Source organism: Vibrio agarilyticus, from assembly GCF_012641465.1.
GTDB classification, from domain to species: domain Bacteria; phylum Pseudomonadota; class Gammaproteobacteria; order Enterobacterales; family Vibrionaceae; genus Vibrio; species Vibrio agarilyticus.
The window spans coordinates 1-22,312 of record NZ_JABAIK010000003.1 but is presented as its reverse complement, the minus strand read 5'-3'; the positions used below and the strand labels follow the sequence as shown (position 1 = coordinate 22,312).

The window sequence follows — 22,312 nt, the reverse complement described above, 5'->3', positions numbered from 1 at the left end:
GCTATGTAACGAGGTTTGTAAAAGCAAACCAGCACCCTCAGCTACTTATAAATAAACTACGGCACGCGAATAAGCCCACCTAGTTCAGCATTTTCTTGAGCACTCTCGACACGGCCTTCTCTCTTATGATGCGTTATTTTATGAGAAAAGGCTGAAAGATCTAATGTCCGCTCAAACAGTGCCGCCAAATGGCTTTGGTGCGTCACCATAATGATTTGTGTATTGGCAAGCTGAGTCTTGAGACGTTGTAGGATCTCATAGGCGGATGTCTCATCTAAGTGACTTGTTGCTTCATCCATCACCAGCACCGCAGGTTGCTGCACGAAAGCGCGTGCCAACGCCAGCTTTTGCTGTTCGCCGCCCGAAAGCGTAAGTGACCACTCACATTCATCATCAAGTCGCGCAATCAAGGCGCCTAGATTTACTGCATCAAGCGCGGCGTGGTATACCGCATCATCATCGTTCGACATCTGTGGGTAGCTCAAGCAGTCACGCAAGCTGCCCGTTGGCAAATACGGCGTTTGCGGTAACAGCAGCGTGTTGTTGCTGGCAAACGCCAATTGCCCTTGATAGAACGGCCAAATGCCCGCGAGCGTGCGCAGCAAAGTGGATTTACCAAGGCCACTTGGACCACGCACCATAACAGCGTCACGGTCATTCAGTATAAACGAAACATCACTCAGTAGCGTTTCACCATTTGGCGTCTTAACGGTGAGTTTATCTGCATTAATCCCCTGATCAGTATCAATACGTGAAGCCGTTTTCGCTCTCGCCTCACACTGTTCCATCGCTTCAACAAACTGAGCTAACCGCACAACGGTTGCGCTCCAGCGCGTCAGATCGTCGTAGCTCAACACAAACCAGCTGAGTGAACGGTAGACATTCATAAACGCCATGCGGACTTGCATCACGCCCCCTATGGTGATCGCCTTCGCCATCAAGGCTGGTATCGCGGCAAAATACGGCACCATCGCAGCAATTTGATGGTAAGTATTCACAACAATACCGAGCTTTTTCTCGCGGCTCATTAAACTGCGCCAGTTGCCTTCAATGTCGCGAAAACGGCGGCTCAACACTTGCTGTTCGTGGGCTTGGCCGCCCATAAGCGCGATCTGTTCGGCATGGTCTCGATTACGCAGCAAACGAGCGCGAAAATTGGCCTCGCGTTTTTGTTGCTGATAAAACAAGGAATGCAATCGACGTCCAAAGAAGTGCGTCACTCCCGCGCCGATAATCGAGTAAAGTACCGCCAGCCATAAGAGGTAACCGGGCAGTTCCACTCCGGCAAATAGAGGTAACAAAAACCCGCTTGAAAGCTGCCATAAAATCACACTGAAAGCGGCAAGCGTAGCAATCGATTTGATTAATCCAATCAACAGCTTTAGCGTATCTGTGGTCAACATTTTAATGTCTTCAGCAATACGCTGATCGGGGTTATCGGGTTCTGCCGTCAGAGTTAAATGGTAAAAATTGTGCCCACTCATCCAGCGCGTGACAAGGCGTTCCGTCATCCAACTACGCCAACGGATCTCAACCCATTGCTGTAGCCACTTGGCGTACACGCGCATCACCACAATGATGGCCACCAGCACAATAAACTCCACTAATAACTGGTAGATGAGTTCACCATTGAAATTCGCTAGTGCATCAAAAAACGCTTTATTCCAATGGTTAAGTTCGACGGTGACTTGCACCAATCCCAGCGTGGTTGCCACTGTCGCGATGAAAATGATCCAGGAAAAAAGACTGGCGCGAGAGCACCAATACGGTATTACCAATCGTAAAAATTGTTTTACTATCTGCATCATGTCACTCGGCTACTGTGGATGGCTGTGGGCTGGGAACCAATGTGGCATCTATCCAGTTCTCGGTGCTAAGCACACTTGCTATAAAATAATTCACTTGATCCAGCGTCATCGCATCTAGCCAACGCAAATAATCCTGCCGCGGCGTCATGCTATCGCCAAAACGGGCTGAATCACTCAACCAAGCCAAACGCATTCGGTCAGATATGGCGTCAGGGGTCAACACTTGACGCGCTTGAGCTTTAACCTGCTCCAGCTCTTGCTGAGTCACTCCTTGCTCGATAACTTGAGCCAGCACCGCTTGCGCCTTATCTCTTAACTCATCGGCGCGCTCAGGCTCATGACCATAGCCAATTAACCCATGCACTTGCTGACGCGCGCGATCCAACCGAATGCCAAATCTCACCGAGTAAACACCCCCTTCATCTTCGCGCAATGCATTGCGTAAGCGCACCGCAACAACGCGCGAGGCCAAGCTCGTTAAATTGTCGCTCTGTTGTTGAAACGCCATGGGCTGATTAAATAACAAGCTCGTTGCCGCTAACGGTTCTGATCCTGCTGCAAGACGCACTTGATGCGCTCCCGACGCCAATGGCGCCAGCGTTATGGGGCGATATTGAGGCTGTGAAGTCTGGCTTGGAAGGTTGCCTAAATATCGCGCGGCAACGTCAATGATGTGCTCAGGCGACGCATCCCCGACAATGACGAGCTGGTGTTGGTTGGCATTACCAAACAGAGTGTGCCATGCCGTGAGAAGATCTTGCGCTGCGATGGCATCCAGCTCAGCATGGGTCAAAGGCAACTTCAAAGGGTTATGTTGATAACGCAACGTATCAATTGCGGTATTAAATTGACCATTTGGACTGCCGAGGCGATTTTCGATGCCTCGCGCCATAAGGTTTTTAGAGGTTTGCCAAATAGCCTCATCAATTTGCGGCTGAGTTAATTGCAAATACGCATTTTGCAATAAGTTCTCCAGCGAGTCTCTGTCACTGCTGCCAACAAAACCGTGCTGATCTTCGCTGACAAAAGTGATCAATCGATTCGAAAATGGCGCATTCAGTGTCGCCAATTGCTCAGCATTCAAACCGCCATAGCCAAAACGACTCATCTGACGCAGTTGCTGCGCCGCTCGACCGAGCGAGACAGGCAAATGCGCGGTACCACCCCAACCTTGATACCGTACGCTCAATTGGTTAGGCGTATCATCACTGGCTTGGAACCATACCTGCGTGCCATTGGCGAGGGTCCAGATATGCACGTCGCTTGAATCACTGTTGCTGTTTTTTTGCGTTAAGTCTGAGTCCGTGCCGTGTCGCTGATAATCCACAATCGCCACATCAGGCAGCGATTGCGTTAGTAATGGGCGCGAAACTTGTGTCGCTTGCAATGATGGCGGTGGCGTTGTCAGCGCACTTTGCCACAAATCAGTTAACACGGTGTTTGTCGGCACTTTTTCGACACTTTTCGAATGGATTTGAGCAATCACTAACGGCTTTTGCTTGGCAATCAGTGCGGCAAAACGTTGATTGATTTCAGCTAAAGAGACGCTCGTTAATAACCGCTCTACGACCTCAGCGTGCGCGGTCGGATCAAGTAGTGGCGATTGAAAACGGAGACGATTAAACAGCGACATCAGCACTCGACGATTGGTGGTGTGCTGCAACGCATCGGCATTTTGCCATTCACTGGCGATGCGACTTTGACGCACCGCATCAAGATCCACTTGCGCAAACCCGTGCGCAGCGAAACGAGATAATTCAGCAAATGCTTGCGCCAATGCAGGCTCAAACGCATCTTCCGTCAAGAGCACCACCACTCGGTTATTCCGGTAATCCGTTGCAAGCGGCTGAGACATGGCCATCATAGTGCTGATATGTTCACCTTCGACACGAAATTGTTCGCGCAAGCGTTTGTTGAGCATGCTCATCATCACACCGTGCACCAACGCATCACGCAATTGCGCCTCATTTTGTGGCTGAGGCGAAGGGACACGAAAATTCAGCGACAATACGCTGGTGGTAATTTCATCATCGACAATGGTTTCCACTCGCGTTTGATTATCCAACGGCAACGCAAGATCATGACGTGGCGGTAAAGGCTGCGCGGGTAAGGAGGCGAAATGCGTTTCGAGCGCCGACTCAAGCGCTGAACGCTCAATATCACCCACCACCAGCAAGGTCATATTGTTCGGATGATACCAATCTTGCCAATAGTCTTTGACGCGTGCGACCGGCACCGTATTGACAATCGCCATGTCACCAATGGGAGCACGCTCAGCAAAGCGACTGCCTGCAAGTAAGATGTCACGGTTTGCGCGCCCCATTCGTGCTCGCATGCCTAGGCCACTGCGCCACTCTTCTTGTACAACAGGACGTTCTTTTTCCAACTCTTGCGCGTCAAATTGTAGCGCACTCACTTGTTGCGCTAGCATATACAACCCTTCATCTACCATAGCCGTATCAGCACTAGGCAGATGCATAATATAGGAGGTAGTGTAATGCTCGGTCATGGCGTTAACGTCACGGCCAAATGCCATACCTAACGCCTCTTGCCGCTTAATCAATTGATTGGCCGGAAATGCTTTTGTGCCGTTAAACGCCATATGCTCAACCAGATGGGCTATCCCTTGCTGATCGTCCGCTTCATCGAGCGAGCCTGCATGCACCACCAGTTGCAACGAAAGCCGATTTTGAGGACGAGGGTTTTGCACTAACACATAACGCAAACCATTGGATAACGTGCCTCGTTCAATGTCACGGCGCTCTTGCAAAGTTGCGCTCGCCACAACCGGAGGGGTTATAGCCGATTGCGCGGTGACACTCTTGGAAAGTGGCTGACACGCAGCTAAAAAAACGCCAGAGCAAATCGCGGCGGCAACGGGAAATAACGGGAATTTTGATGTCATAACAAAAACCATAAGGGTGCCTCTAATGAGGCACCCTGTTTAAGACTAAAAAGAGATCAATTGCGTAGGCTAACGTTAAGCCAAATTTGACGACCTGAGTTGTAATGCTCTTCACTTGCCGCATCAACGCCGGAAACCGAAATGATCTTTTGCGTATTCAACACGTTCGTGATGCTTGCGCCTAAAGTGACATGATCTTTAAATTGCGATGGTGTCCAATTCAATGCCATATCCCAAGTCGCAAGATCGCCTAACGTTTTGGTCAGTAACGAGTTAACTTTGACCGGTTCACCATCAATTTCGACCGTTTCCATATTCTTATAAGTGGTGACTTTTTTACCCTGCTGATAGTTAATTCGGTTGTTCCACACCAATCCGTGTTGTGGCCAACTCATCAGCAAATCAAGGCTGCTTTTGACGGGGGACTGATAACCGCTGACGTCCATTTCTGAGTAACGGGTCAGCTCACCATCCACTATGACCCACTCGTCTTGAAATCCGCCGCTAGGATCGCTGCCATCATCATAACCGCTTTTCAGATCGCCCGTTCCTCGACGATGGTTGTATGCGATAGTCCAAAATGCATGGAAATGCCCATTTGCCACTGCGTATGGTGTGATGGTGCCTACATCAAAACTGACAATGTGGTTATCACTTTCGATATTGTTATGCACGGTTGCGGTCTGTTCGTCAGCATCGGCGGAATAACTAATACCATCACGCTGCATACGGTAGAGATACAAACTGCGCAGAGCAAAGTTTTGTACATCCACTTCCCAGCCTAAACTCAGCTCATCCGAATAAGGCACGCGACCATTGGTCAAATCCAAGCTCGCAAACGATTCTTGCGAACTGCACGTCAAATTGCTCTCGTCAATATTGCTCCAATCACCATCGTTTGGAGTGCAGTTCTTATAATTCACCTGTGAGCGCATTTTTTCAGCTTTTAACGCCACCCCAAGAAGGTTGGAACTGTAATAGCGGTTCGCCCCCAACGTGATCACATTATTGGTGTCACGTGCGCCCAAAAACCAGCTCGCACTCATGCGTGGTGAAAACACGGTTTCTTCAAAGGCGTCTAAGTGATCCACTCGTGCGCCGACGTTAAATTGGAATGCTTGCCAGTCAATGCGATCTTCAGCAAAGAAGCCATATTGCTGAGCTGACGCATCATAGTTCCCGGCCTCATAACGAGTCAGTTTGCTAATGCTGGGGTTACCGGGGGTCATTTCCAAGTATTGGTAAACGGCCACATCATTAGGGCGGTTCAATTTAGCCGTCGCATCACTCCAATCCACACCGAACTTTAGACCATGACGACTGCTGCCGATTGCCACTGGCTCGGCAAAAAAGGCTGACGACAGCTGCCACGTGTCTTGAATCTGTTTCAGGTCGCCGTAACTGCCTTCGTTGTGCTTGTACAATACGCCATCAATTTTTTTCATTACTGTGGCAAAATAATCACTGTCCGCTTCACGTTCATCGTCAAGTTCATCGTAAGACACGCGATTGACCCAACGGCCAAAGTCCCACTGGCGCTCTAACTCCACACTGCCGCCAACGCCACTGTGTTTGCTAACCGTTTCGCTAAGGGTTTGCGCGGCATCATCATTCAGAGAGTCATTCAAAAAACGGTGTTGCTGATGATCGGCGTAGCGTAAGTCACTGGTGGTTTTCCAATCACCCGAGTGCCAGATGTGGGTTAGGAAAAGATTGTCCATTCGCTGGTCCACATCACGCCCAGTGTGCAGTGGAATGGCTGAATTTTGGTGGCTGACATTTAGCGCCAAACTTTGAGTTTCACTGATTGCGCCACTTAAATGCAGAGCGTGCATCTGTTTTTGATAATTAGGCTGGTAAATGCCCGAGCCATCAATGGGCGTGCCGTAATCATCTTGGAAATTTTCGCCAACCTTTTGTGACGCATTCCAATCACTGTCGTTCATGCGAAAGTTGTAATCAATTTTGAACGCTTTACTCGGCTTGCGCAGTTCAGCGGCAATGATACCGCCAGTGAAACCGCCATATTCGGCACTGATGTTGTGATCCAGCACTTCAACCGAATCGAGCAAATTAGTGTCTAAAAAATACCCCGAGGTATGTCCTGACGCGAGTTCATTGGGTAAGTCGCTTCCATCACCAAAGGTCGTCGTATTGTTAATGCCCACCCCATTTAAGGTGTATTTGGTCTGGTGAGGCCGAGCACCTGAGAGTGAAATCTCTTCCGGGGCCAGATTGCCGCCTTGCATCGCAGTTTGCGCTTCGTCAACGCCAACCCGTGGTTGGTGCTTTAGTAGATCCGATAAGGTTGGGTTATCTTTTGGCAGCTCTTCTATTTCCGAACGGTCCAGTGTCACGACTGCGCCCATCACGGTGACGACTTCTGGCTCATTCTTCGCATTTTGATGCGTGTCGTGTGATTCTTGTTCTAAACGGAGTTCAGCGAATGCTGCGGGCCCATATAGAATGGTGCAAAGCCCAATGGCAAGTGGGCTAAATTTGAAGTGATGTTTCATACTACCTACTGCTGGTGAGTGACTGCTTGGCCCCATTGATTAACGTGTCCGTCATGTCACGTCAGGTATAACGAGAGAGGCGCGTTGAAAAGTTGACTTACGCCCAGAAAGGATAATGAGAACAATTGCCAATCAAATTGTGTGATGGGAATTGTTATCGATAAATAACCATAAGATCTACAATGCCATTTATTAAGCGTGATCAAGTTCTCACTTTTGTGTGGCAAAAGTTAATTCCAACAATTTGTGTTTAACTAAATGTTTCTAAAGAAATAATTAAAGATGATGCATTGGCCACAAAGCATAAGCGCTGACTATCAATGAAATGATTAAGAGATGATATTGCGAGGAACAAAGCGGAAGTCATGCAACTCACTTGCTCAGGCAACCTGAGCAAGTGTCATGTGAAAATAAGTGTTTTTAACGCCTATTCTGCGACGGTAGAGCGCGTTGCGTGTTTAATAAAGACCGCAGCAATTGCCGCCATTGCCAGCGCAAAGCAATAATATGAATGAGCGACAATCTCTAGCGGTGAGAGTTCAAATACCGAACCAAGTAGCAAAACCTGCGCGCCATAAGGCAAAATGCCTTGTACCACACAAGAGAAGATATCCAATAAACTGGCGGAACGACGTGGCGTAACCCCATTTTCTTCTGCCAGTTGACGGGCCACACTGCCTGATACAATGATCGCTACCGTATTATTAGCGGTGCAGCTGTTCACTAACGACACTAACCCAGCAATACCCAACTCACTGGCTCGGCTATTGGCTTGAGCTGAGTGACGAGCCCCAAAACGATTGATGCCTTTACTGACAAATTGCGTCAACCAAGCAAGGCCACCTTGACGGCGCATTAGCTCGCTTAAACCACCAATCAACATCGAAAGCAAAAAGATCTCTTGCATACTGCCAAAGCCTGCATAAATATCTTTCGCAAACTGCGTCAGAGTGTAATCAGCAACCGAAGTCAAACTGACCGTTCCTGCCAAAACAATACCAATCGTCAGAACGACAAACACATTCATGCCGCACACGGCTAATAGCAAAATCGTAATGTATGGCAATACCTTAAACCATTCAATTGTGCCCGTTGCAGGCACTTCTGTCGCGGTACTGTTCAACGCAAAAATCACTAATGCAACGGCCGCCGCAGGCAATGCAATTCGAATATTCTCTCTAAATTTATCCTTCATTTCACACCCTTGAGAGCGTGTTGCCGCGATCGTGGTATCTGAAATAATGGAAAGATTATCACCAAACATGGCGCCACTGAGTACGACACCAGCGGTGAGTGGCAAGCTCATACCCGCCGCCTGTGCAATTCCCATGGCGACTGGCGCAACCGCTGCAATGGTACCCATTGAGGTGCCCATGGCCGTTGCGATAAACGCCGATATCAAAAAGATCCCCGGTAATATCAGGTCGGTTGGAATAGCAGACAGTCCCAAATTCACCGTTGCATCCACCCCGCCCGATGCTTTTGCAACCGCAGCAAACGCGCCAGCAAGCAGGTAAATCATGCACATCGCCATTATGTCGGGATGACCCACACCACGAATAAACTGTTCAATGGCGCGATTAAGCTTCTCTTTACTTAAAAGCAGGGCCAATACAATAGCAGGAAGCACTGCGATGGGCGCTGGCAATTGATAAAAAGCAAAATCAACGCCTTGCATGGAAAGATACGCGCCGACGCCGATAAATAGCGCGAGAAAAACCAAAAGCGGAACAAGTGCAAGAGCCGAGGGAGTCACATTGGCATTCGCGGTGGTGGTGGTAGACATAAGACAACGGTATTGTTAAACAAAATGTGCGGCAAGAGTAACGGGGTGCCTTCACCCTGTCAACAAATAGACGTCCAGATGCCTAGCCATTCTTGCTTAATGAGAAAATCGGTCATCATCTGCCTCGTTTTCCTCTTTTAGGCACTTTGAATAAGGTTTTTCCGATTTGTGCGCAGACCGTTCAACTTGTCGAAAACACCACCTAGATCCTTCTCTGTTTTTAAACACGCCCGTCACAAAAGAGGAAATGCTTCGGTTCAATTTCGCTCTTTTTTTCTCACAACAATCGTTAATACTATAAGTTTCGTATCACAGCGCGCCCAAACGGTGGTAAGCCGCTTGAGTTCATATTTGAGGTTTTCATGATTCAATTTCCAAAACAATTTCTTTGGGGCGGCGCCATTGCGGCAAACCAAGTTGAAGGGGCTTTTGACCAAGATGGTAAAGGGCTTTCAACCTCAGACATGTTGCCCAATGGTATTCTAAGCCCGCATCAAACGCGCGAAGAGCGCACGCCAGGGATCAAAGATCTCGCCATTGATTTTTACCATCGCTACCCAGATGACATCGCACTGTTTGACGAGATGGGATTTAACTGTCTACGCCTCTCGATTGCATGGAGTCGAATTTTTCCTAATGGCGACGAGCTGGAACCAAACGAAGCCGGGTTGGCGTACTATGACCGAATTTTTGATGAATTGGCCAAGCGTAATATGCAGCCATTCGTGACACTTTCGCACTATGAAATGCCATACGCTCTGGTCGAAAATTACGGTGGCTGGGGCAACCGCAAACTGATCGAATTTTTTGAACGCTACGCTCGCACTGTCTTTGAACGTTACAAAGACAAAGTGAAACTGTGGCTTACCTTCAATGAAATCAATATGTCACTTCATGCTCCTTTTACTGGTGTGGGTCTGCTGGAACAGGCAAGCAAGCAAGAGATTTATCAAGCGATTCACCATCAACTGGTTGCCAATGCCAAAGCGGTACGCCTATGTCAGTCATTGGTTCCTAATGGCAAAATCGGCAATATGCTGCTCGGTGCTTTAAATTACCCTTACACCTGTAACCCTGACGATGTGATTGCTGCTATGCATGAGAACAACCAATGGCTGTTCTTTGGTGACGTGCAGACTCGTGGTCGTTACCCTGGCTATATGCTGCGTTATTTCCGTGAAAACGGCATTGAAATCGCTATGGAACCCAACGATCTTGCCATCATCGCCGATGCCTCTGTCGATTTTATCTCCTTTAGCTATTACGCCAGTGGCTGTGCCAGCGCCGATCCAAAGCAAAAAGAGGTCGGAAATATCGTCGATAGCGTACCAAACCCTTACTTAGAGAAAAGTCAGTGGGGTTGGCTGATTGATCCTAAAGGGCTGCGTATTTTGCTGAACTTTTTGCACGATCGTTATCAAAAGCCACTCTTTATCGTCGAAAATGGTCTTGGCGCACGCGACGAAATCAATGATCAAGGTGAGATCGTTGACGACTATCGAATTCAATACCTAAACGATCACCTCGTACAAGCACACGAAGCGATCCTTGATGGGGTTGATCTGATGGGCTTTACGTCATGGGGGCCCATTGATCTGGTGGCAAACTCAACCGCAGAAATGAGCAAACGCTACGGCTTTATCTATGTTGATCGCCATGACGATGGCAACGGCACATTGGAGCGCAAACGTAAAAAGAGCTTCCACTGGTACCAAGAAGTGATAAAGACTCAAGGCGGGTCGTTGAAGTAAGATCCGTATTAAGAAAATAAAAGAGTATGATACTGCGTTAAATTTTTACAAGTATCATACTCAATGTATACTCGCTATATATCTCTGAATTTAGCTAGCGGAATTTAAATAGAGCGATTTATTAAATCATATTCAGATCTGGTTAATATTGCATATTCTAATACGTTGAATGGAAGTATAGAGTAACCATAAAAATTAACTGGCACTTTGCTTCTCAACTCTTTTAACAACTCTTCATTTTCAATACCAAGAAGTTGAGATTCTGAAAATTCATTTAACAAGTCATAGTAGCTGTCTTCTCCATCTTTACGTAGAAAATCGCTATATCCAGAGATAGAGCTATGAAGGTTACCAAATTCCCCATCAAAACTCTCTTCTAAATAATAGCTTACGATATTAGATGTTATCGCATTACTATTTGATATTTGGTCATTTGAACTCATTGGAAATCCAATGAGATTTTCACCGCCTGCATGCGAGGCTGTATTCGGTTTAAATTGAGTTGTTGGAAAAACCAAAAATGCGGCAATTGCGTTATTTTTTGAGATTGTCGATATTATAAATTTTGAATCAGAAAAATACTTAATAACCTCACCCATGCTGGTTTCTTTAATGTAAGATGGAGCTCCAAACGTCTCTTCTAATACACCCTCTGATGCTCTAATATAAATCTTATCTAATTTGTCATTAGAAGGTAAGTCTGTAAAATTTGATAACGCTATGTCATATATTTTGTATCCAGCTTCTAAACTGTCATTTATGCCACCTAAGGCAATAACAACAAGGGATACCACAGCGACTAGTTGTGTGATTTTGTTTCTTAAATTGTCCTTGACATTATTAAACATACAAACACCATAAAAATAAAAAATCAATTATGACAAGAAGTTATATTGTACTTCCCTGGTACAATGAAATCCTGCTGTTTACTTTTTTCAAATAACCTTTTGTTTCATCATAAGGCAAATTATTAATCAATGTCTCATAAACTTTATCTGGTGATAATTTATTTATTACTACTGCAGCCTTTGATATATTAGTTGAACGATCAGAGTTAAAAGATCTCGCGACATTGCCAGCACCAGTATTATAGGCAGCGATCATGCAGTACAGGCGGCTTTCCTGGTTTTCTATCTTACTTAGATATCGATTGTCCAGTATATTAAGATACGCAGTTCCAGTTTCGATGTTAACTTCAGGATTATATAACGCATCAATGCTCATTGGCTTGTCTATCTTATGCACCTGTCTATTAACATCATGCCCTGCACTAGTTGGCACTACTTGCATCAAACCAAATGCGGGAACATGAGATTTAGCATCAGCCCTAAATGCTGACTCGCTATGCATGATTGCCATAATAAGCGCAGCGTCAATATTCCAACGCTTACTCTCAAGCTCTACTTTTTGTTTGTATTTCTCTGCACGTTTCTTTAACGAGTTATTTGGTAATTTAACTTTATACGTAATCAAAAAACTAGGTTCTTCTACAGATTCTACAGATTCTACAGATTCTACAGATTCTACAGATTCTACAGATTCTACAGATTCTACAGATTCTACAGATTCTACAGATTCTACAGATTCTACAGATTCATTTTTTTTATCTATAGACGCTATAATCAAGTTTTTTTCTTCAGGCAATGGCAAACTACTTTTAATAGTTTTTTCTTGCATATCTGATAATTTTCTTTGAGTAATATTTTCTTTATTTTCACTTATCAGTATATGATTTTCATTTTTAACACCATCACTAAAATTGCTATCGTTTCTGATAGAAGAATAGTATTCAGAAACCTTACCAATCCTAATTTTAGCTCCATTTAATATCTCGATTTTTTTATCATGGGCTCTTTTTCTAATAAATGATTCAGGAACACCAGTATTAGACAATACTAACCTATCAGCAAACACATCTAATTCGTTAAGCTGAGCTTCTGTTTCATTAATTATTATTCTTTTTTGTTCCTCTTCATTCTCTTTCGAGAAAGATATTTCATCTATAACGAAATCTGATCCTTCTAACGATAATTCTATTTCACCAGCTTTTACTTTCCCAATTTTATTATCAGAAATATCGCGTTCATTGCTAACCCTAAATGATACTGTGGCATATTCATTTTCATAATCAACAATAACCCTGGAGTCGTTTTCACTATCATAATTAACATCAATTAGTTCGGTTGACGCATGGGCAACGCCCCACTTACTTATTATTTTTTCTCTACTTTCATCTAACTCATTAACGTAAGTTTCTCTCCATGCCTCATATTCGTCAAAATATTTATTTAGCCACTGATGAAATTCTTCTTTCTTTTCAGAGAAACTTTGTTTTTTTACTTCATCATCTAGTAAAGAAAAACTGTCTGATGAATATAAATTGAAAGAAAAAATATAAAGTGCAAGTGAAAGATAAATGTATTTCATGACGAATATCCTTTTGGGGATTGAATTAAATCAATCCCCAATTATGAAGATTACATGGTTTTCAGAGAGCTCAAAACTGAGGACAATTCTTTCTCAGCTTTTTCACTGTTAAATTTATCCCATAATTGACTGTCGGAGTTAGCGGCATCAACAACTTTATCCAAGTTATTGTTAAACGACTCTTCATCCATACCAACTAACACATATAAACCACCAGCCGGACTTACTTGACTAACAATTAATTTGCTATTGGATATCGAACGGCTTACCACGTTTTTAGTAACATTTTCAAATGTTTCTATCACCTGTTCTGACTGCAATACCTCGCTTGAGACTCTTTGACTCTCTATTGCTTGACGAAATAAGTTATTAACCTCTGTTTGAAACTGTGATGCAAGCGTTACTCTTGCATCATTAACTGCTAGTTTTCTCTGAATACTAATCCCAGCAGCGCTTTTCTTCGCATAACCGAGCGCACCAGCGGCAAGATCAACTGGCATTACATCACAAATCCAAGCTGGAGCTTCTGTTTCTGGTGAATCAGGAAAAGTGCACTGTGCAAAATTTTGCGCATCTTCTACCGATTGATTACTATTACACCCAGATATGATTAAAGTTGAAAGTACAAGCATTACAATTGTTTTCATAGCGGTAAACCTAATTTATCAAGTCCTAAATCACCAACTCCCAGCTCATTTGCATGGCATTCAAAATCAAACGCAGCACAACCTTCAGGAATTACTCGAGCAGCGTCCCCTTCTTTGATTTTTAGGGCGGTTTCTTCATCAATAGAAACCCACGCATAATTTTCTTTAATACCATGCTGAGGAATATCAACCACAGTTCCTTCACCTGCAGCAAATGTCTCTGCTTCACCATCGTCATTCATAATGATTTTTGAAAATGCGATTTCTGCTCCAGGGGTAACCTGTTTATTTGAACCCATTCCAATTTTCACCATCGTCCCGGCTTCACATATACGCAGTTCACGTACCGGCGCACTAGGGGCGAGCATCATCGCAAACTCACGATTATACTCTACCGCCTCTTTTGCTGCTTTGCTTGCCATACCGGTGTACTCAATTTCACTCATTGGACAATTGGAATTCCTAGTATTAGTATTTTTTGTTTCATCGCCAACTAGCGTTACTCGTTTAACAAGTTTCATGTCGGGAATTGTGACAACTTTTGATGTCGCTGTTACGGTAACTTTATAATTACATTTTGCGGGAACAGAAATTCGCTCTCCATCATCATTGACATAACTAAATGCTTCTGAAAATTTCTTAGAGAAATCACTGGCTGTGACTTCGGTTATTATTGCCATATCAGCGATAGGCACACCATTCACATTATACTTACCACTTTGTTCAGCTAATTTTATTTCTTGCTTAAGTTTATTTGCTACGCTTCTATCAACCAGATTTGATCCCGAGTCTGCGATCTGAGTTTCCAAGTTTTGTCTTAGCACTTCCGTAATTTGATCACTAGCCATATCGTCGAAATTGATATCAACAGGTAAGACGATAACACGACGATCTTCGCTTGACTGGACTGGAACCTCTGCAGTATCTAGGTTAACTTTAGTGTCTGGAGTGCAAATTGCTGATGGTCCTGTCAGCTGGCATCCACCTAAAAAAACACATATTGCAGAAGATAAAATTCCTTTTTTTAACATATGATTGCACCTTATTTTAATTGTGATTGAATATTGAGGGAGTTCCATATCCCTTTATTAGCCAGCTGGTCAGCAAAATGTCTTTCGGCCCCTTCTTTTGCAAAGGAAAAGTTTGTCACTGAATTTCCGGTAGAAATTAATTCACTTTGACCTATAATTTCGCCCTTACGGTTCTTTAAGCTAAATTCCGTTATTACCGTAGCAATAAAAGCATCTCCTACTTCAGCTTCTCTATAGATATTTTCTATTTGAAGCACATGCGAGTTATTTTTAGATTTCTTTCTGGTGGTTTTGATACCTTGTTTATTAATAATTTCTGAAACAAACAATGAATGTTTTGATTTTGAATTATTATCAATTCTTATCAAGATATCTCCCTTATAGAGATCCATTTCACTGTATAGTTTATTAATAAATTTAGTGTCAATACGGATATTATGTTTTAAACCAGATAATATTGATTTTCTAACAAAAACATATTCTACTTTCTCATCTATATTTCTATTTTCTAACCACCATCTTATAGGGTCTGAAGAATTTTTATTTTTATATTGAATTTTGGCATCCTCTTCAGCCATTTCAATTTCTTTAGTCATCTGATCGATCAAGCTATCTTTTGAGACACTGGCTTTAACATAAAATAGATCTCCAGCCTGTTCAGATTTGATAAATTTAACTGAATTAAACGTTATCTTTGATGTATTACTTTTTAAATCATTATTGGTATAGCTCGAAATAAATTCATCTTCATTAATATTTCTTACGGATTCTTTAGTGGAAAGACTGGACTCTACCTGTGTCCAAAGTCTGGAGTTAATACCTTCAAGTGCAGCTAACTTTGCTTGTTTTAAAGAGAAACCTTCACCGACAGCAGTTACTTGATTTTCACTAGTTTCGTCAACAAGATACCAGCTAGGTATCGATGTGCTTTTGCATGCAACAAGTAAAATTGAAATAAGGAAAACGTACAAAAATCTCATACCAATCTCATCTTTACGAGAAATAAACTTCAGTATAGGTACGTGTTATTGCTATATCAATAATGACAAATAGCGATGAGACATCTTCATGATCGAGATCTTACTCTACTTCAGTTTTACTGACATTTAGAATATTTAATCAAAACTCAGTAAAAATATAGTAAATATTGAATACCTAAAGCACAATAGAGCCATTCACTATAAAAAAAACATTAGATAGCAAAAAGAAACGCATTATATTCTTTATATGGAACAATTGCTAAATTTGGTATTTATATAAACACGATAATAGAATAATAATCACTCTATTATCGTATTTAACGATTTACAACGTCACTATTAATGAAGGCTTGTTTATAAAATTTAATGCTGTGTGATACAGATTAAGGATGGTGATGGTTTAATACGTTAATTATCATTAAAGCATATCAATAAACTTCTTATTCAATAACTATAGCTAAACTGCATTTCTACTCACGACTAAAGCACAATGTGATAACTATTTGATGCCGCATCAAGCTTTATCACCACCATCTGCTCTGGTTCATCAGCGCTTTCTGGTACCCACTGCGCGTAAATCTCCTGCCAATTTTGATTCACCTCCAGTTGCACTGCTGATGTATTTGACGGGCGCAGAGTTAACACTCTCGACGTCGGGTCTGCGATTAGGCTACCGCCTAAATCTAAAGTTTGACTAAACAGGGTTAGCGCACCAGCACCGACATTTTGATAGTCAATGGACAAGGTAATGTTCTGCCCAACATCAAACGAAAAATCTGGGGATGCGTAGAGATCGGCAGTAGAAATCGGGCTGGGCGTACTGGGTACACTTCCTGAAGACGACGAACCACCGCCGTCATTCCCGCCGCCACAAGCCGTCAGTAAAATCGATAGCGGCAGAACACTTAAGGCTAGATTTAATGGTTTCATAGTGAACTCCTTAAAGTGAGGAATGAGTGTTTGAAATAACCGACTGTGCTTCTGGTGCCATGTACCAACCCGTGTTGCTTTCGCCTTCGCTATCTACCCAATCGACAAATTGCAAATAAGCGTGGCTAATGTCTTTGTTTTCAATTGGATGATCCCACTCGTCACGTAAATTAATTGCCCACGGCATATTATTCGGCGTCACAAAATGGCTGGTTGCATTTGACGCGTCATCGAGTAGTCCAAAAAGCGTGTTATCCATTTCCGACGTTCCTGCAAAGGCTTTTAAATGTGTTTGCCAGCTCATTCCCGGTGGTGATGCGACAAAGCTTCCGTGGTATTCTCCCGCCGCCGCAAAAATGAAACCATCATAAGGTGGTGTGCCAATGAGGTTACGCGCAACGGCAGTATCAAATTCAACAGATAGAGTAAACGACAATGCGTTTTCATCTTGCTGACCAAGACACGCGGTTTGCGTGCGATAGTAAGGACACGTAGCGTCAATTTGGCCTAGGGCTTGTAAGTCATGTTGTAGATTTGGTGAGATAACAAGCACAGTGTCACTGCCACTTTGTAATACCGTGTGCTCAACTAAGCTGCCATTACGTTTTACTGCAAGGGAACTGATGTTAGCCGCGTCAACATTGGGAAGATGCAGCGCATACCCATTGGCATAGCCAGCGCCCATTGCTTGTAATGTGTAGTCGATATCAATTCGCTTCACCGCTTGCGCAGCCGTCAGTTGCTCCGTAATGCGATAGCGCCATACCACGTCATTAAAGTCATAATCGCCCATTTGCGGCCAGCGATCTTCAAATGCTAACGTCGCGTAACCATTTGCTGTGGGATAGACTGACGTGGTTAATTGATCGCTATCGACGGGAACCAGAGGTTGAAAATTATCATTAAGCACGCCTTCGACATCGACCCCATCAATGGCGGAAAAGGGTGTCACCGACACGGTAAACAACAAATCATTAAAATCATTATCACCATGAGGGCGATAAAGATCTTCAAAGCCAATCACTAAAAACTCGTTTTCAACATCAATAAATGCCACATTATGACGTCGATTTTCTGCGCTCGATTCTGGATTCAAACTGGAAAGAGAATAAAACGGCGAGTTCCAAGGACCAAGCGAACCAATGCTATTAAAGCCACCGCCCCAGCCATTCGGAATTAAGAAAAATCCCAACGCTTGACCCGGTAATAATGCCACGTCGAGATCGAGCGAGTCTCCTTGAACTAGCTCCCCCGCATTCGCTTTGGAAGCATTTGGAAATACGATGGTGTGGTTGATGATATCGTCGACATCACTTGGTGGGTTATTCGCATCATAAACAAAATAACCGAGCGCGTTGCGATACCCTGCCCCTTCATTGAGAAACGTTATGGTCGCGTTAGCATGGCTCGCCCCATTTAAGTCATTGTCAATCACAATACTTGAGAGCTTATCGGCTGCGATGTAGGCGGGATTGACTGGCGTGCCTTCGGGCACCATACCATAAACATCATTTAGGACATTTTCAGGCACGCTCACCGAATAGAGCGCATTGGGCGCGCCGAGGGGAGAGTAACCACTGGCCTCACTGCCTGACTCAAAAGTTAAATCTGCAACGGTAAGCGCTTGCACAAAACCACTCAACCCACACCCCACCAACAACGCTGCTCGTCTTATCATCATTATGCTCTCTCTGTCATTCCACCTGCACCACACGAATGCACTGAGAAATACAAAAATGAGGCCAGAAATTTAAAACCTTTTATTACAATCAGTTAAGATTTTTGATAGGCAGTATTTCTTAGCTTGAGAATAAATCTGGGAGAAAGACTTTGATTGTTCGCAGAATGCGAGAAAACCAAATGCGCAGTGTCACGGTCGTTGCAGCATAGCGACAAAATGGGAAAAAGAGCCGTGTGGTACGAAGAGGACTGCTAGGGTTAATGACACAAGTATACCCAAGTGACTTCAAGATGCAGGTAAGCGACCAGCGAACAAAGCGTTAGAGCACTTCGTGAACATAGGTAAACTATGTGATGAGGTTTGTGAGTGCCCGTCCCTTACTTTGTAACGAAAAGCACTGCAACTTCAAGTTGGACGGGTATAAACCGCGCCCTAATCATAGCAACAAGGATCGACCATGATTGCCTGTCGTTACTATCGCCACAGTGTTAACGCCGCTAGCTTTATTCTGTTGTGCGGCTGCCAAATGACCGACCTCCGTCCTGAAAAAGCCCCTGATACAGCGTCTATTCGCTTTTCAAATCAAGGCGCGAATGATGCGGCCTTGATTGTGCATCACAAACCCAGCGTGTGCCAAGATTGGCGTGGGGCAAGTCAAATCAAACAGATGGAAACAAAAGAAATGACCATTAATGCCGAGGGCTCAATAGCGTTCTCATTTGGTTACGATGTGGACATGCATCAATACAGCAAATCGCTGCCGACTCGCCAGTGCGCGATAACAACCATCTTTAGTCCAAAGCCAAATCAAGACTACGAAGCGCTCATCGTTTCTGTCTACAATGGCTGCTCGGTCTATCTATATCAGTTAGTCAATGGTCACAAACACCCAGTACCTCATCGCTCCTATCATATTGACTCTCTTGCCGCGAAAGATGAAAGAAAGATGACTCAATCACAGGCGCAAGCGCCTGAACATGGCGCGCATCAGCAAGCGCGCCAAGCTCAATGCACTCAATAGTGCGTCACATTTAATTTAGTAAACGAGCAACATAATCCATGCTAACTTGCTGCGCTGCTTCGCGCTTAATCACCACTTCATTTTCTCGCAAGCGAAGATAAAGCGTGATGACGCGATTTAACGCATCAATTAGCGACAATTTTTCTGGCTTAACCACGGTTTTGCCAAGTTCGAGAGCAAACTCAGGCAGCCTAGTTTCCAGTTTGCGAACACCCGAAGGCGTTTGCTGCGATTGACGTAACGCTAATGGCGACAATACCGTCGTGCGCAAAAAAGAGAGAAACTCAACCGCTTCAAAATATTCGCCTCGAGCAATCTTTGTCGCGCCATAATGAACCCATGTCCAAAAACGTTCCTCAATCCACTGTGGTTCGGGTTGAGGGTAATAGGGCGTTGACGATGCGTAGATCTGACTCAGTTCTCCCTCGCGCTCCCACAAAACTTGACAAGGATCGACACGTTGAGCGGCATCCTCGAGCGCAACAAACTTAAAATCGACATGAATCGGCTCGTCAGCCCATTTGGGCGCAAACAGCGCAATGACCAATCGAGGTTCACCAACATGTTCGCCACTAAAAGCGGCGACGCCCCCATCCAATTGTTCAATCAGCGCAAATCGCTCGTGCATTACCGAAGCATAATCTGACGCGGCGCAAGCGATGACCAAATCGAGATCGCTGTAGATATCCATCGTATTGGTGGTATAAGAGCCACTTGCCGCGATGCCAGCGATGCGCGGATCAGCGCTGAAACGCGTAATGATGGTTTCCAATAAGGTGCGATGCGGCGTAGGAAGCGTGCTAGGAAATTTCATATTTTACCTTAATTCAAGAGAAGAGCTGCAAAGCAGCTAGTGCGGTAAAATTAACGCAGCATTCCAGAATATAGTGAAATTATTTTTGGTGCAATGCAAAAGATAGATTGTCCGTGGAACCAGCAAGTTAGTGCTTTATGCTGTACTCAATAGCGACAAAACTTGCCTTAAGCTCATTCATGTCGATTTGCGCAAAAAACAAATGTTTGCCACGCTAATCACACAATATTTGGTATGAGTGTGCAATGGATAACACGGGCTTGCCGTCTAAATCACAATCCTTTTCGCTGTTCGATATCATCGCACTTGGGCTGACCACGTTTGCCTTCTTCCTAGGTGCCGGAAACATCATTTTTCCTCCTTTTGCGGGCTGGCAGGCCGGGGACGAGGTGGTTGTCACTGGCCTAGGTTTTCTACTTACGGCTGTGGGGTTGCCCTTGCTTGCACTCATTGCGATGGCCCTTTCTGGCGGCGGATGGCATGCGATGACCGCCGCCTTGCCCAAACGAACGGCAACCATTATTGCCGTGCTGATTTTCATCATTATCGGGCCTGCTTTTGCCGCCCCAAGGGCTGGCTTAGTTGCGTTTGAAATGGGGGTTGAACCTTTCTTAACTGAGCCGAGTGATGGGGCGCTCGCGCTGTTTTCACTGCTGTTTTTTGGTTTGAGCTTTGCCGCCGCGTTATCACGAGGCACGCTGCTCGATGCAATAGGAAAATGGCTCACTCCGCTTTTATTTCTGGCACTTTTGGTGCTTGCCATCGCCGTTATGCTGTTCCCTTTTAGCCCGATTGAAGCTGCGCAATCAATCTATCGCCACCGCGCCTTCAGTGCGGGATTTTTGCAAGGGTACAACACAATGGATACGCTTGCGGCCCTGATGTTTGGCGTTTTGCTTATTGATATTATGAAGAAAAAAGGGGTAACGGAAAAAAAACTGCTTGGGCGCTATCTCTTATTTGCCGCGTTGATTGCTGCGGCCGGTTTGACCTTTGTTTATTCAGCGCTGTTTTACATTGGCGCCACATCAACGGGATTACTGCAACCGGTCGGCAATGGCGGAGAGATCCTCATCGCCTATGTCGATCATTGGTTTGGGCCAGCGGGCCTTTGGCTGCTCGCGCTTATCATTGTACTGGCCTGTTTTACCACCGTTGTGGGATTAATCTCTGCCTGCGCCGATTACTTTTCGCAGCTAACATCGTTAAGCTATCGCCGTTGGCTAGCCTTGGTTGCCACTGCGTGTGGCTTAGTGACCAATATTGGACTTGAACTGCTCATCGCACTCTCAGTACCTGTACTGTATGTGCTCTATCCTGTCGCCATCTGCTTAATTGTGTTGAGCTTGCTACACAAATTTTTGCCCAATCCGCCAGTAGCATACCGCTTTATTTTACTTATCGCCCTACTGTTCTCACTCGTTGATGCCACTCGCGCAGTAGGAGCCCCGATGACAGCATTTGATTTTTTACCTTTATATCACATAGGACTGGCTTGGTTACTGCCCTGTGCCATCATGCTGTTTCTGTCATTTCTTATGCCACGAGCCAAGATTACATCTTAGCGGCTCTAGTTTAACGCTAAAACTTACGCCAGTTTTTATTAAAAAACAGCGCAATAAATGGGAGATGGATACCAAGCAAGAAAAGTCATCTCTATGTCATCATAGGTAATGGCACTCTTCACTATGCTTTGAGTGTCATAAGATAGCGTTCTCGCAATGACCATATTATGTACGCTTTCTCCCTATTGCCGCGCCAACATTGTGTTGGCGTTTTTTTATCGGTTTTGTAATAGCCCCCAATTAAAACGGACACTCATTAGTTAAGCGATAGGCTTAGACCTATCTTTAAGGAGTGCCTATGGAGCGTATTGAAATTTTTACTGGCGAACAGCGTCGCCGTCGTTATACTCCGCAAGAGAAAGCCAAGTTCGTTGCCATGACCATGGAAACCGAAATCCTGAAAGAGGCGCTGGAGATAGCCCAGTCAAAAAAGTTGATATCGCGCATGCC

Annotated in this window: 15 protein-coding genes; 3 read left to right on the top strand and 12 right to left on the bottom strand. The window is 44.6% G+C overall.

Features of this window, described 5'->3' with window-relative positions:
- Window positions 1-56: 56 nt before the first annotated feature.
- The 4 genes from HGP28_RS03755 to HGP28_RS03740 all read right to left on the bottom strand — a co-directional run bounded on the left by HGP28_RS03755 (window position 57) and on the right by HGP28_RS03740 (window position 9,015).
- The gene (locus HGP28_RS03755; RefSeq protein WP_168835122.1) at window positions 57-1,808 is read right to left on the bottom strand and encodes an ABC transporter ATP-binding protein/permease; all 1,752 of its coding nucleotides are present in this window, start codon (window positions 1,806-1,808) and stop codon (window positions 57-59) included.
- A gap of 1 nt (window position 1,809) precedes the next feature.
- Window positions 1,810-4,713, bottom strand: coding sequence for a M16 family metallopeptidase (locus tag HGP28_RS03750; protein ID WP_168835121.1), 2,904 nt, complete (start codon window positions 4,711-4,713; stop codon window positions 1,810-1,812).
- Window positions 4,714-4,769: 56 nt separating this feature from the next.
- Window positions 4,770-7,229, bottom strand: coding sequence for a TonB-dependent receptor plug domain-containing protein (locus HGP28_RS03745; RefSeq protein WP_168835120.1), 2,460 nt, complete (start codon window positions 7,227-7,229; stop codon window positions 4,770-4,772).
- A 427-nt stretch (window positions 7,230-7,656) separates the two neighbouring features.
- Entirely contained in the window at window positions 7,657-9,015 is a 1,359-nt protein-coding gene (locus HGP28_RS03740; RefSeq protein ID WP_168835119.1) for a Na+/H+ antiporter NhaC family protein, read from the bottom strand.
- A gap of 362 nt (window positions 9,016-9,377) precedes the next feature.
- Between HGP28_RS03740 and HGP28_RS03735 the strand changes: the two genes are divergently transcribed.
- Window positions 9,378-10,766: a glycoside hydrolase family 1 protein gene (locus HGP28_RS03735; protein ID WP_168835118.1), complete on the top strand. Its 1,389-nt coding sequence runs from the start codon at window positions 9,378-9,380 to the stop codon at window positions 10,764-10,766.
- A 104-nt stretch (window positions 10,767-10,870) separates the two neighbouring features.
- Here the strand turns inward: HGP28_RS03735 and HGP28_RS03730 are convergent, their stop codons facing one another.
- The 7 genes from HGP28_RS03730 to HGP28_RS03700 form a co-directional block, all read right to left on the bottom strand.
- Complete coding sequence (locus tag HGP28_RS03730) at window positions 10,871-11,614, bottom strand: ETEC_3214 domain-containing protein (RefSeq protein WP_168835117.1); 744 nt, start codon at window positions 11,612-11,614, stop codon at window positions 10,871-10,873.
- A gap of 40 nt (window positions 11,615-11,654) precedes the next feature.
- Entirely contained in the window at window positions 11,655-13,193 is a 1,539-nt protein-coding gene (locus HGP28_RS03725) for a transglycosylase SLT domain-containing protein (RefSeq protein ID WP_168835116.1), read from the bottom strand.
- A 50-nt stretch (window positions 13,194-13,243) separates the two neighbouring features.
- The gene (locus tag HGP28_RS03720; protein ID WP_168835115.1) at window positions 13,244-13,840 is read right to left on the bottom strand and encodes an LPP20 family lipoprotein; all 597 of its coding nucleotides are present in this window, start codon (window positions 13,838-13,840) and stop codon (window positions 13,244-13,246) included.
- Window positions 13,837-14,871 (bottom strand): hypothetical protein, encoded by a 1,035-nt coding sequence (locus tag HGP28_RS03715; protein WP_168835114.1) that lies wholly within the window; start codon window positions 14,869-14,871, stop codon window positions 13,837-13,839. The genes HGP28_RS03720 and HGP28_RS03715 overlap by 4 nt, the downstream gene beginning before the upstream one ends.
- Before the next feature lie 11 nt (window positions 14,872-14,882).
- Window positions 14,883-15,851 carry an LPP20 family lipoprotein gene (locus HGP28_RS03710; RefSeq protein ID WP_168835113.1) on the bottom strand — a complete coding sequence of 323 codons (969 nt, stop codon included), beginning with the start codon at window positions 15,849-15,851 and terminating at the stop codon, window positions 14,883-14,885.
- Between the two features lie 480 nt (window positions 15,852-16,331).
- A complete protein-coding gene (locus tag HGP28_RS03705; RefSeq protein ID WP_168835112.1) occupies window positions 16,332-16,781 on the bottom strand; it encodes a hypothetical protein in 450 nt (149 codons plus the stop codon).
- A gap of 10 nt (window positions 16,782-16,791) precedes the next feature.
- Window positions 16,792-18,462: an LruC domain-containing protein gene (locus HGP28_RS03700; RefSeq protein WP_168835111.1), complete on the bottom strand. Its 1,671-nt coding sequence runs from the start codon at window positions 18,460-18,462 to the stop codon at window positions 16,792-16,794.
- Window positions 18,463-18,919: 457 nt separating this feature from the next.
- Here HGP28_RS03700 and HGP28_RS03695 point away from each other — a divergent pair, with 457 nt between their 5' ends.
- The gene (locus tag HGP28_RS03695; protein WP_168835110.1) at window positions 18,920-19,483 is read left to right on the top strand and encodes a hypothetical protein; all 564 of its coding nucleotides are present in this window, start codon (window positions 18,920-18,922) and stop codon (window positions 19,481-19,483) included.
- 10 nt (window positions 19,484-19,493) lie between these two features.
- Here the strand turns inward: HGP28_RS03695 and HGP28_RS03690 are convergent, their stop codons facing one another.
- Complete coding sequence (locus tag HGP28_RS03690; RefSeq protein ID WP_168835109.1) at window positions 19,494-20,297, bottom strand: nucleotidyltransferase domain-containing protein; 804 nt, start codon at window positions 20,295-20,297, stop codon at window positions 19,494-19,496.
- 245 nt (window positions 20,298-20,542) lie between these two features.
- On the opposite strand from HGP28_RS03690, the gene brnQ reads away from it, so the two are divergent.
- Complete coding sequence (gene brnQ / locus HGP28_RS03685) at window positions 20,543-21,862, top strand: branched-chain amino acid transport system II carrier protein (RefSeq protein WP_168835108.1); 1,320 nt, start codon at window positions 20,543-20,545, stop codon at window positions 21,860-21,862.
- The last annotated feature ends 450 nt before the right edge of the window (window positions 21,863-22,312 follow it).

What these genes read in the sequence shown, in the direction of transcription:
- HGP28_RS03755 (WP_168835122.1), bottom strand. Translation starts at nt 1,808, where the DNA reads ATGATGCAGATAGTAAAACAATTTTTACGATTGGTAATACCGTATTGG.
- HGP28_RS03750 (WP_168835121.1), bottom strand. Translation starts at nt 4,713, where the DNA reads ATGACATCAAAATTCCCGTTATTTCCCGTTGCCGCCGCGATTTGCTCT.
- HGP28_RS03745 (WP_168835120.1), bottom strand. Translation starts at nt 7,229, where the DNA reads ATGAAACATCACTTCAAATTTAGCCCACTTGCCATTGGGCTTTGCACC.
- HGP28_RS03740 (WP_168835119.1), bottom strand. Translation starts at nt 9,015, where the DNA reads ATGTCTACCACCACCACCGCGAATGCCAATGTGACTCCCTCGGCTCTT.
- HGP28_RS03735 (WP_168835118.1), top strand. Translation starts at nt 9,378, where the DNA reads ATGATTCAATTTCCAAAACAATTTCTTTGGGGCGGCGCCATTGCGGCA.
- HGP28_RS03730 (WP_168835117.1), bottom strand. Translation starts at nt 11,614, where the DNA reads ATGTTTAATAATGTCAAGGACAATTTAAGAAACAAAATCACACAACTA.
- HGP28_RS03725 (WP_168835116.1), bottom strand. Translation starts at nt 13,193, where the DNA reads ATGAAATACATTTATCTTTCACTTGCACTTTATATTTTTTCTTTCAAT.
- HGP28_RS03720 (WP_168835115.1), bottom strand. Translation starts at nt 13,840, where the DNA reads ATGAAAACAATTGTAATGCTTGTACTTTCAACTTTAATCATATCTGGG.
- HGP28_RS03715 (WP_168835114.1), bottom strand. Translation starts at nt 14,871, where the DNA reads ATGTTAAAAAAAGGAATTTTATCTTCTGCAATATGTGTTTTTTTAGGT.
- HGP28_RS03710 (WP_168835113.1), bottom strand. Translation starts at nt 15,851, where the DNA reads ATGAGATTTTTGTACGTTTTCCTTATTTCAATTTTACTTGTTGCATGC.
- HGP28_RS03705 (WP_168835112.1), bottom strand. Translation starts at nt 16,781, where the DNA reads ATGAAACCATTAAATCTAGCCTTAAGTGTTCTGCCGCTATCGATTTTA.
- HGP28_RS03700 (WP_168835111.1), bottom strand. Translation starts at nt 18,462, where the DNA reads ATGATGATAAGACGAGCAGCGTTGTTGGTGGGGTGTGGGTTGAGTGGT.
- HGP28_RS03695 (WP_168835110.1), top strand. Translation starts at nt 18,920, where the DNA reads ATGATTGCCTGTCGTTACTATCGCCACAGTGTTAACGCCGCTAGCTTT.
- HGP28_RS03690 (WP_168835109.1), bottom strand. Translation starts at nt 20,297, where the DNA reads ATGAAATTTCCTAGCACGCTTCCTACGCCGCATCGCACCTTATTGGAA.
- brnQ (WP_168835108.1), top strand. Translation starts at nt 20,543, where the DNA reads ATGGATAACACGGGCTTGCCGTCTAAATCACAATCCTTTTCGCTGTTC.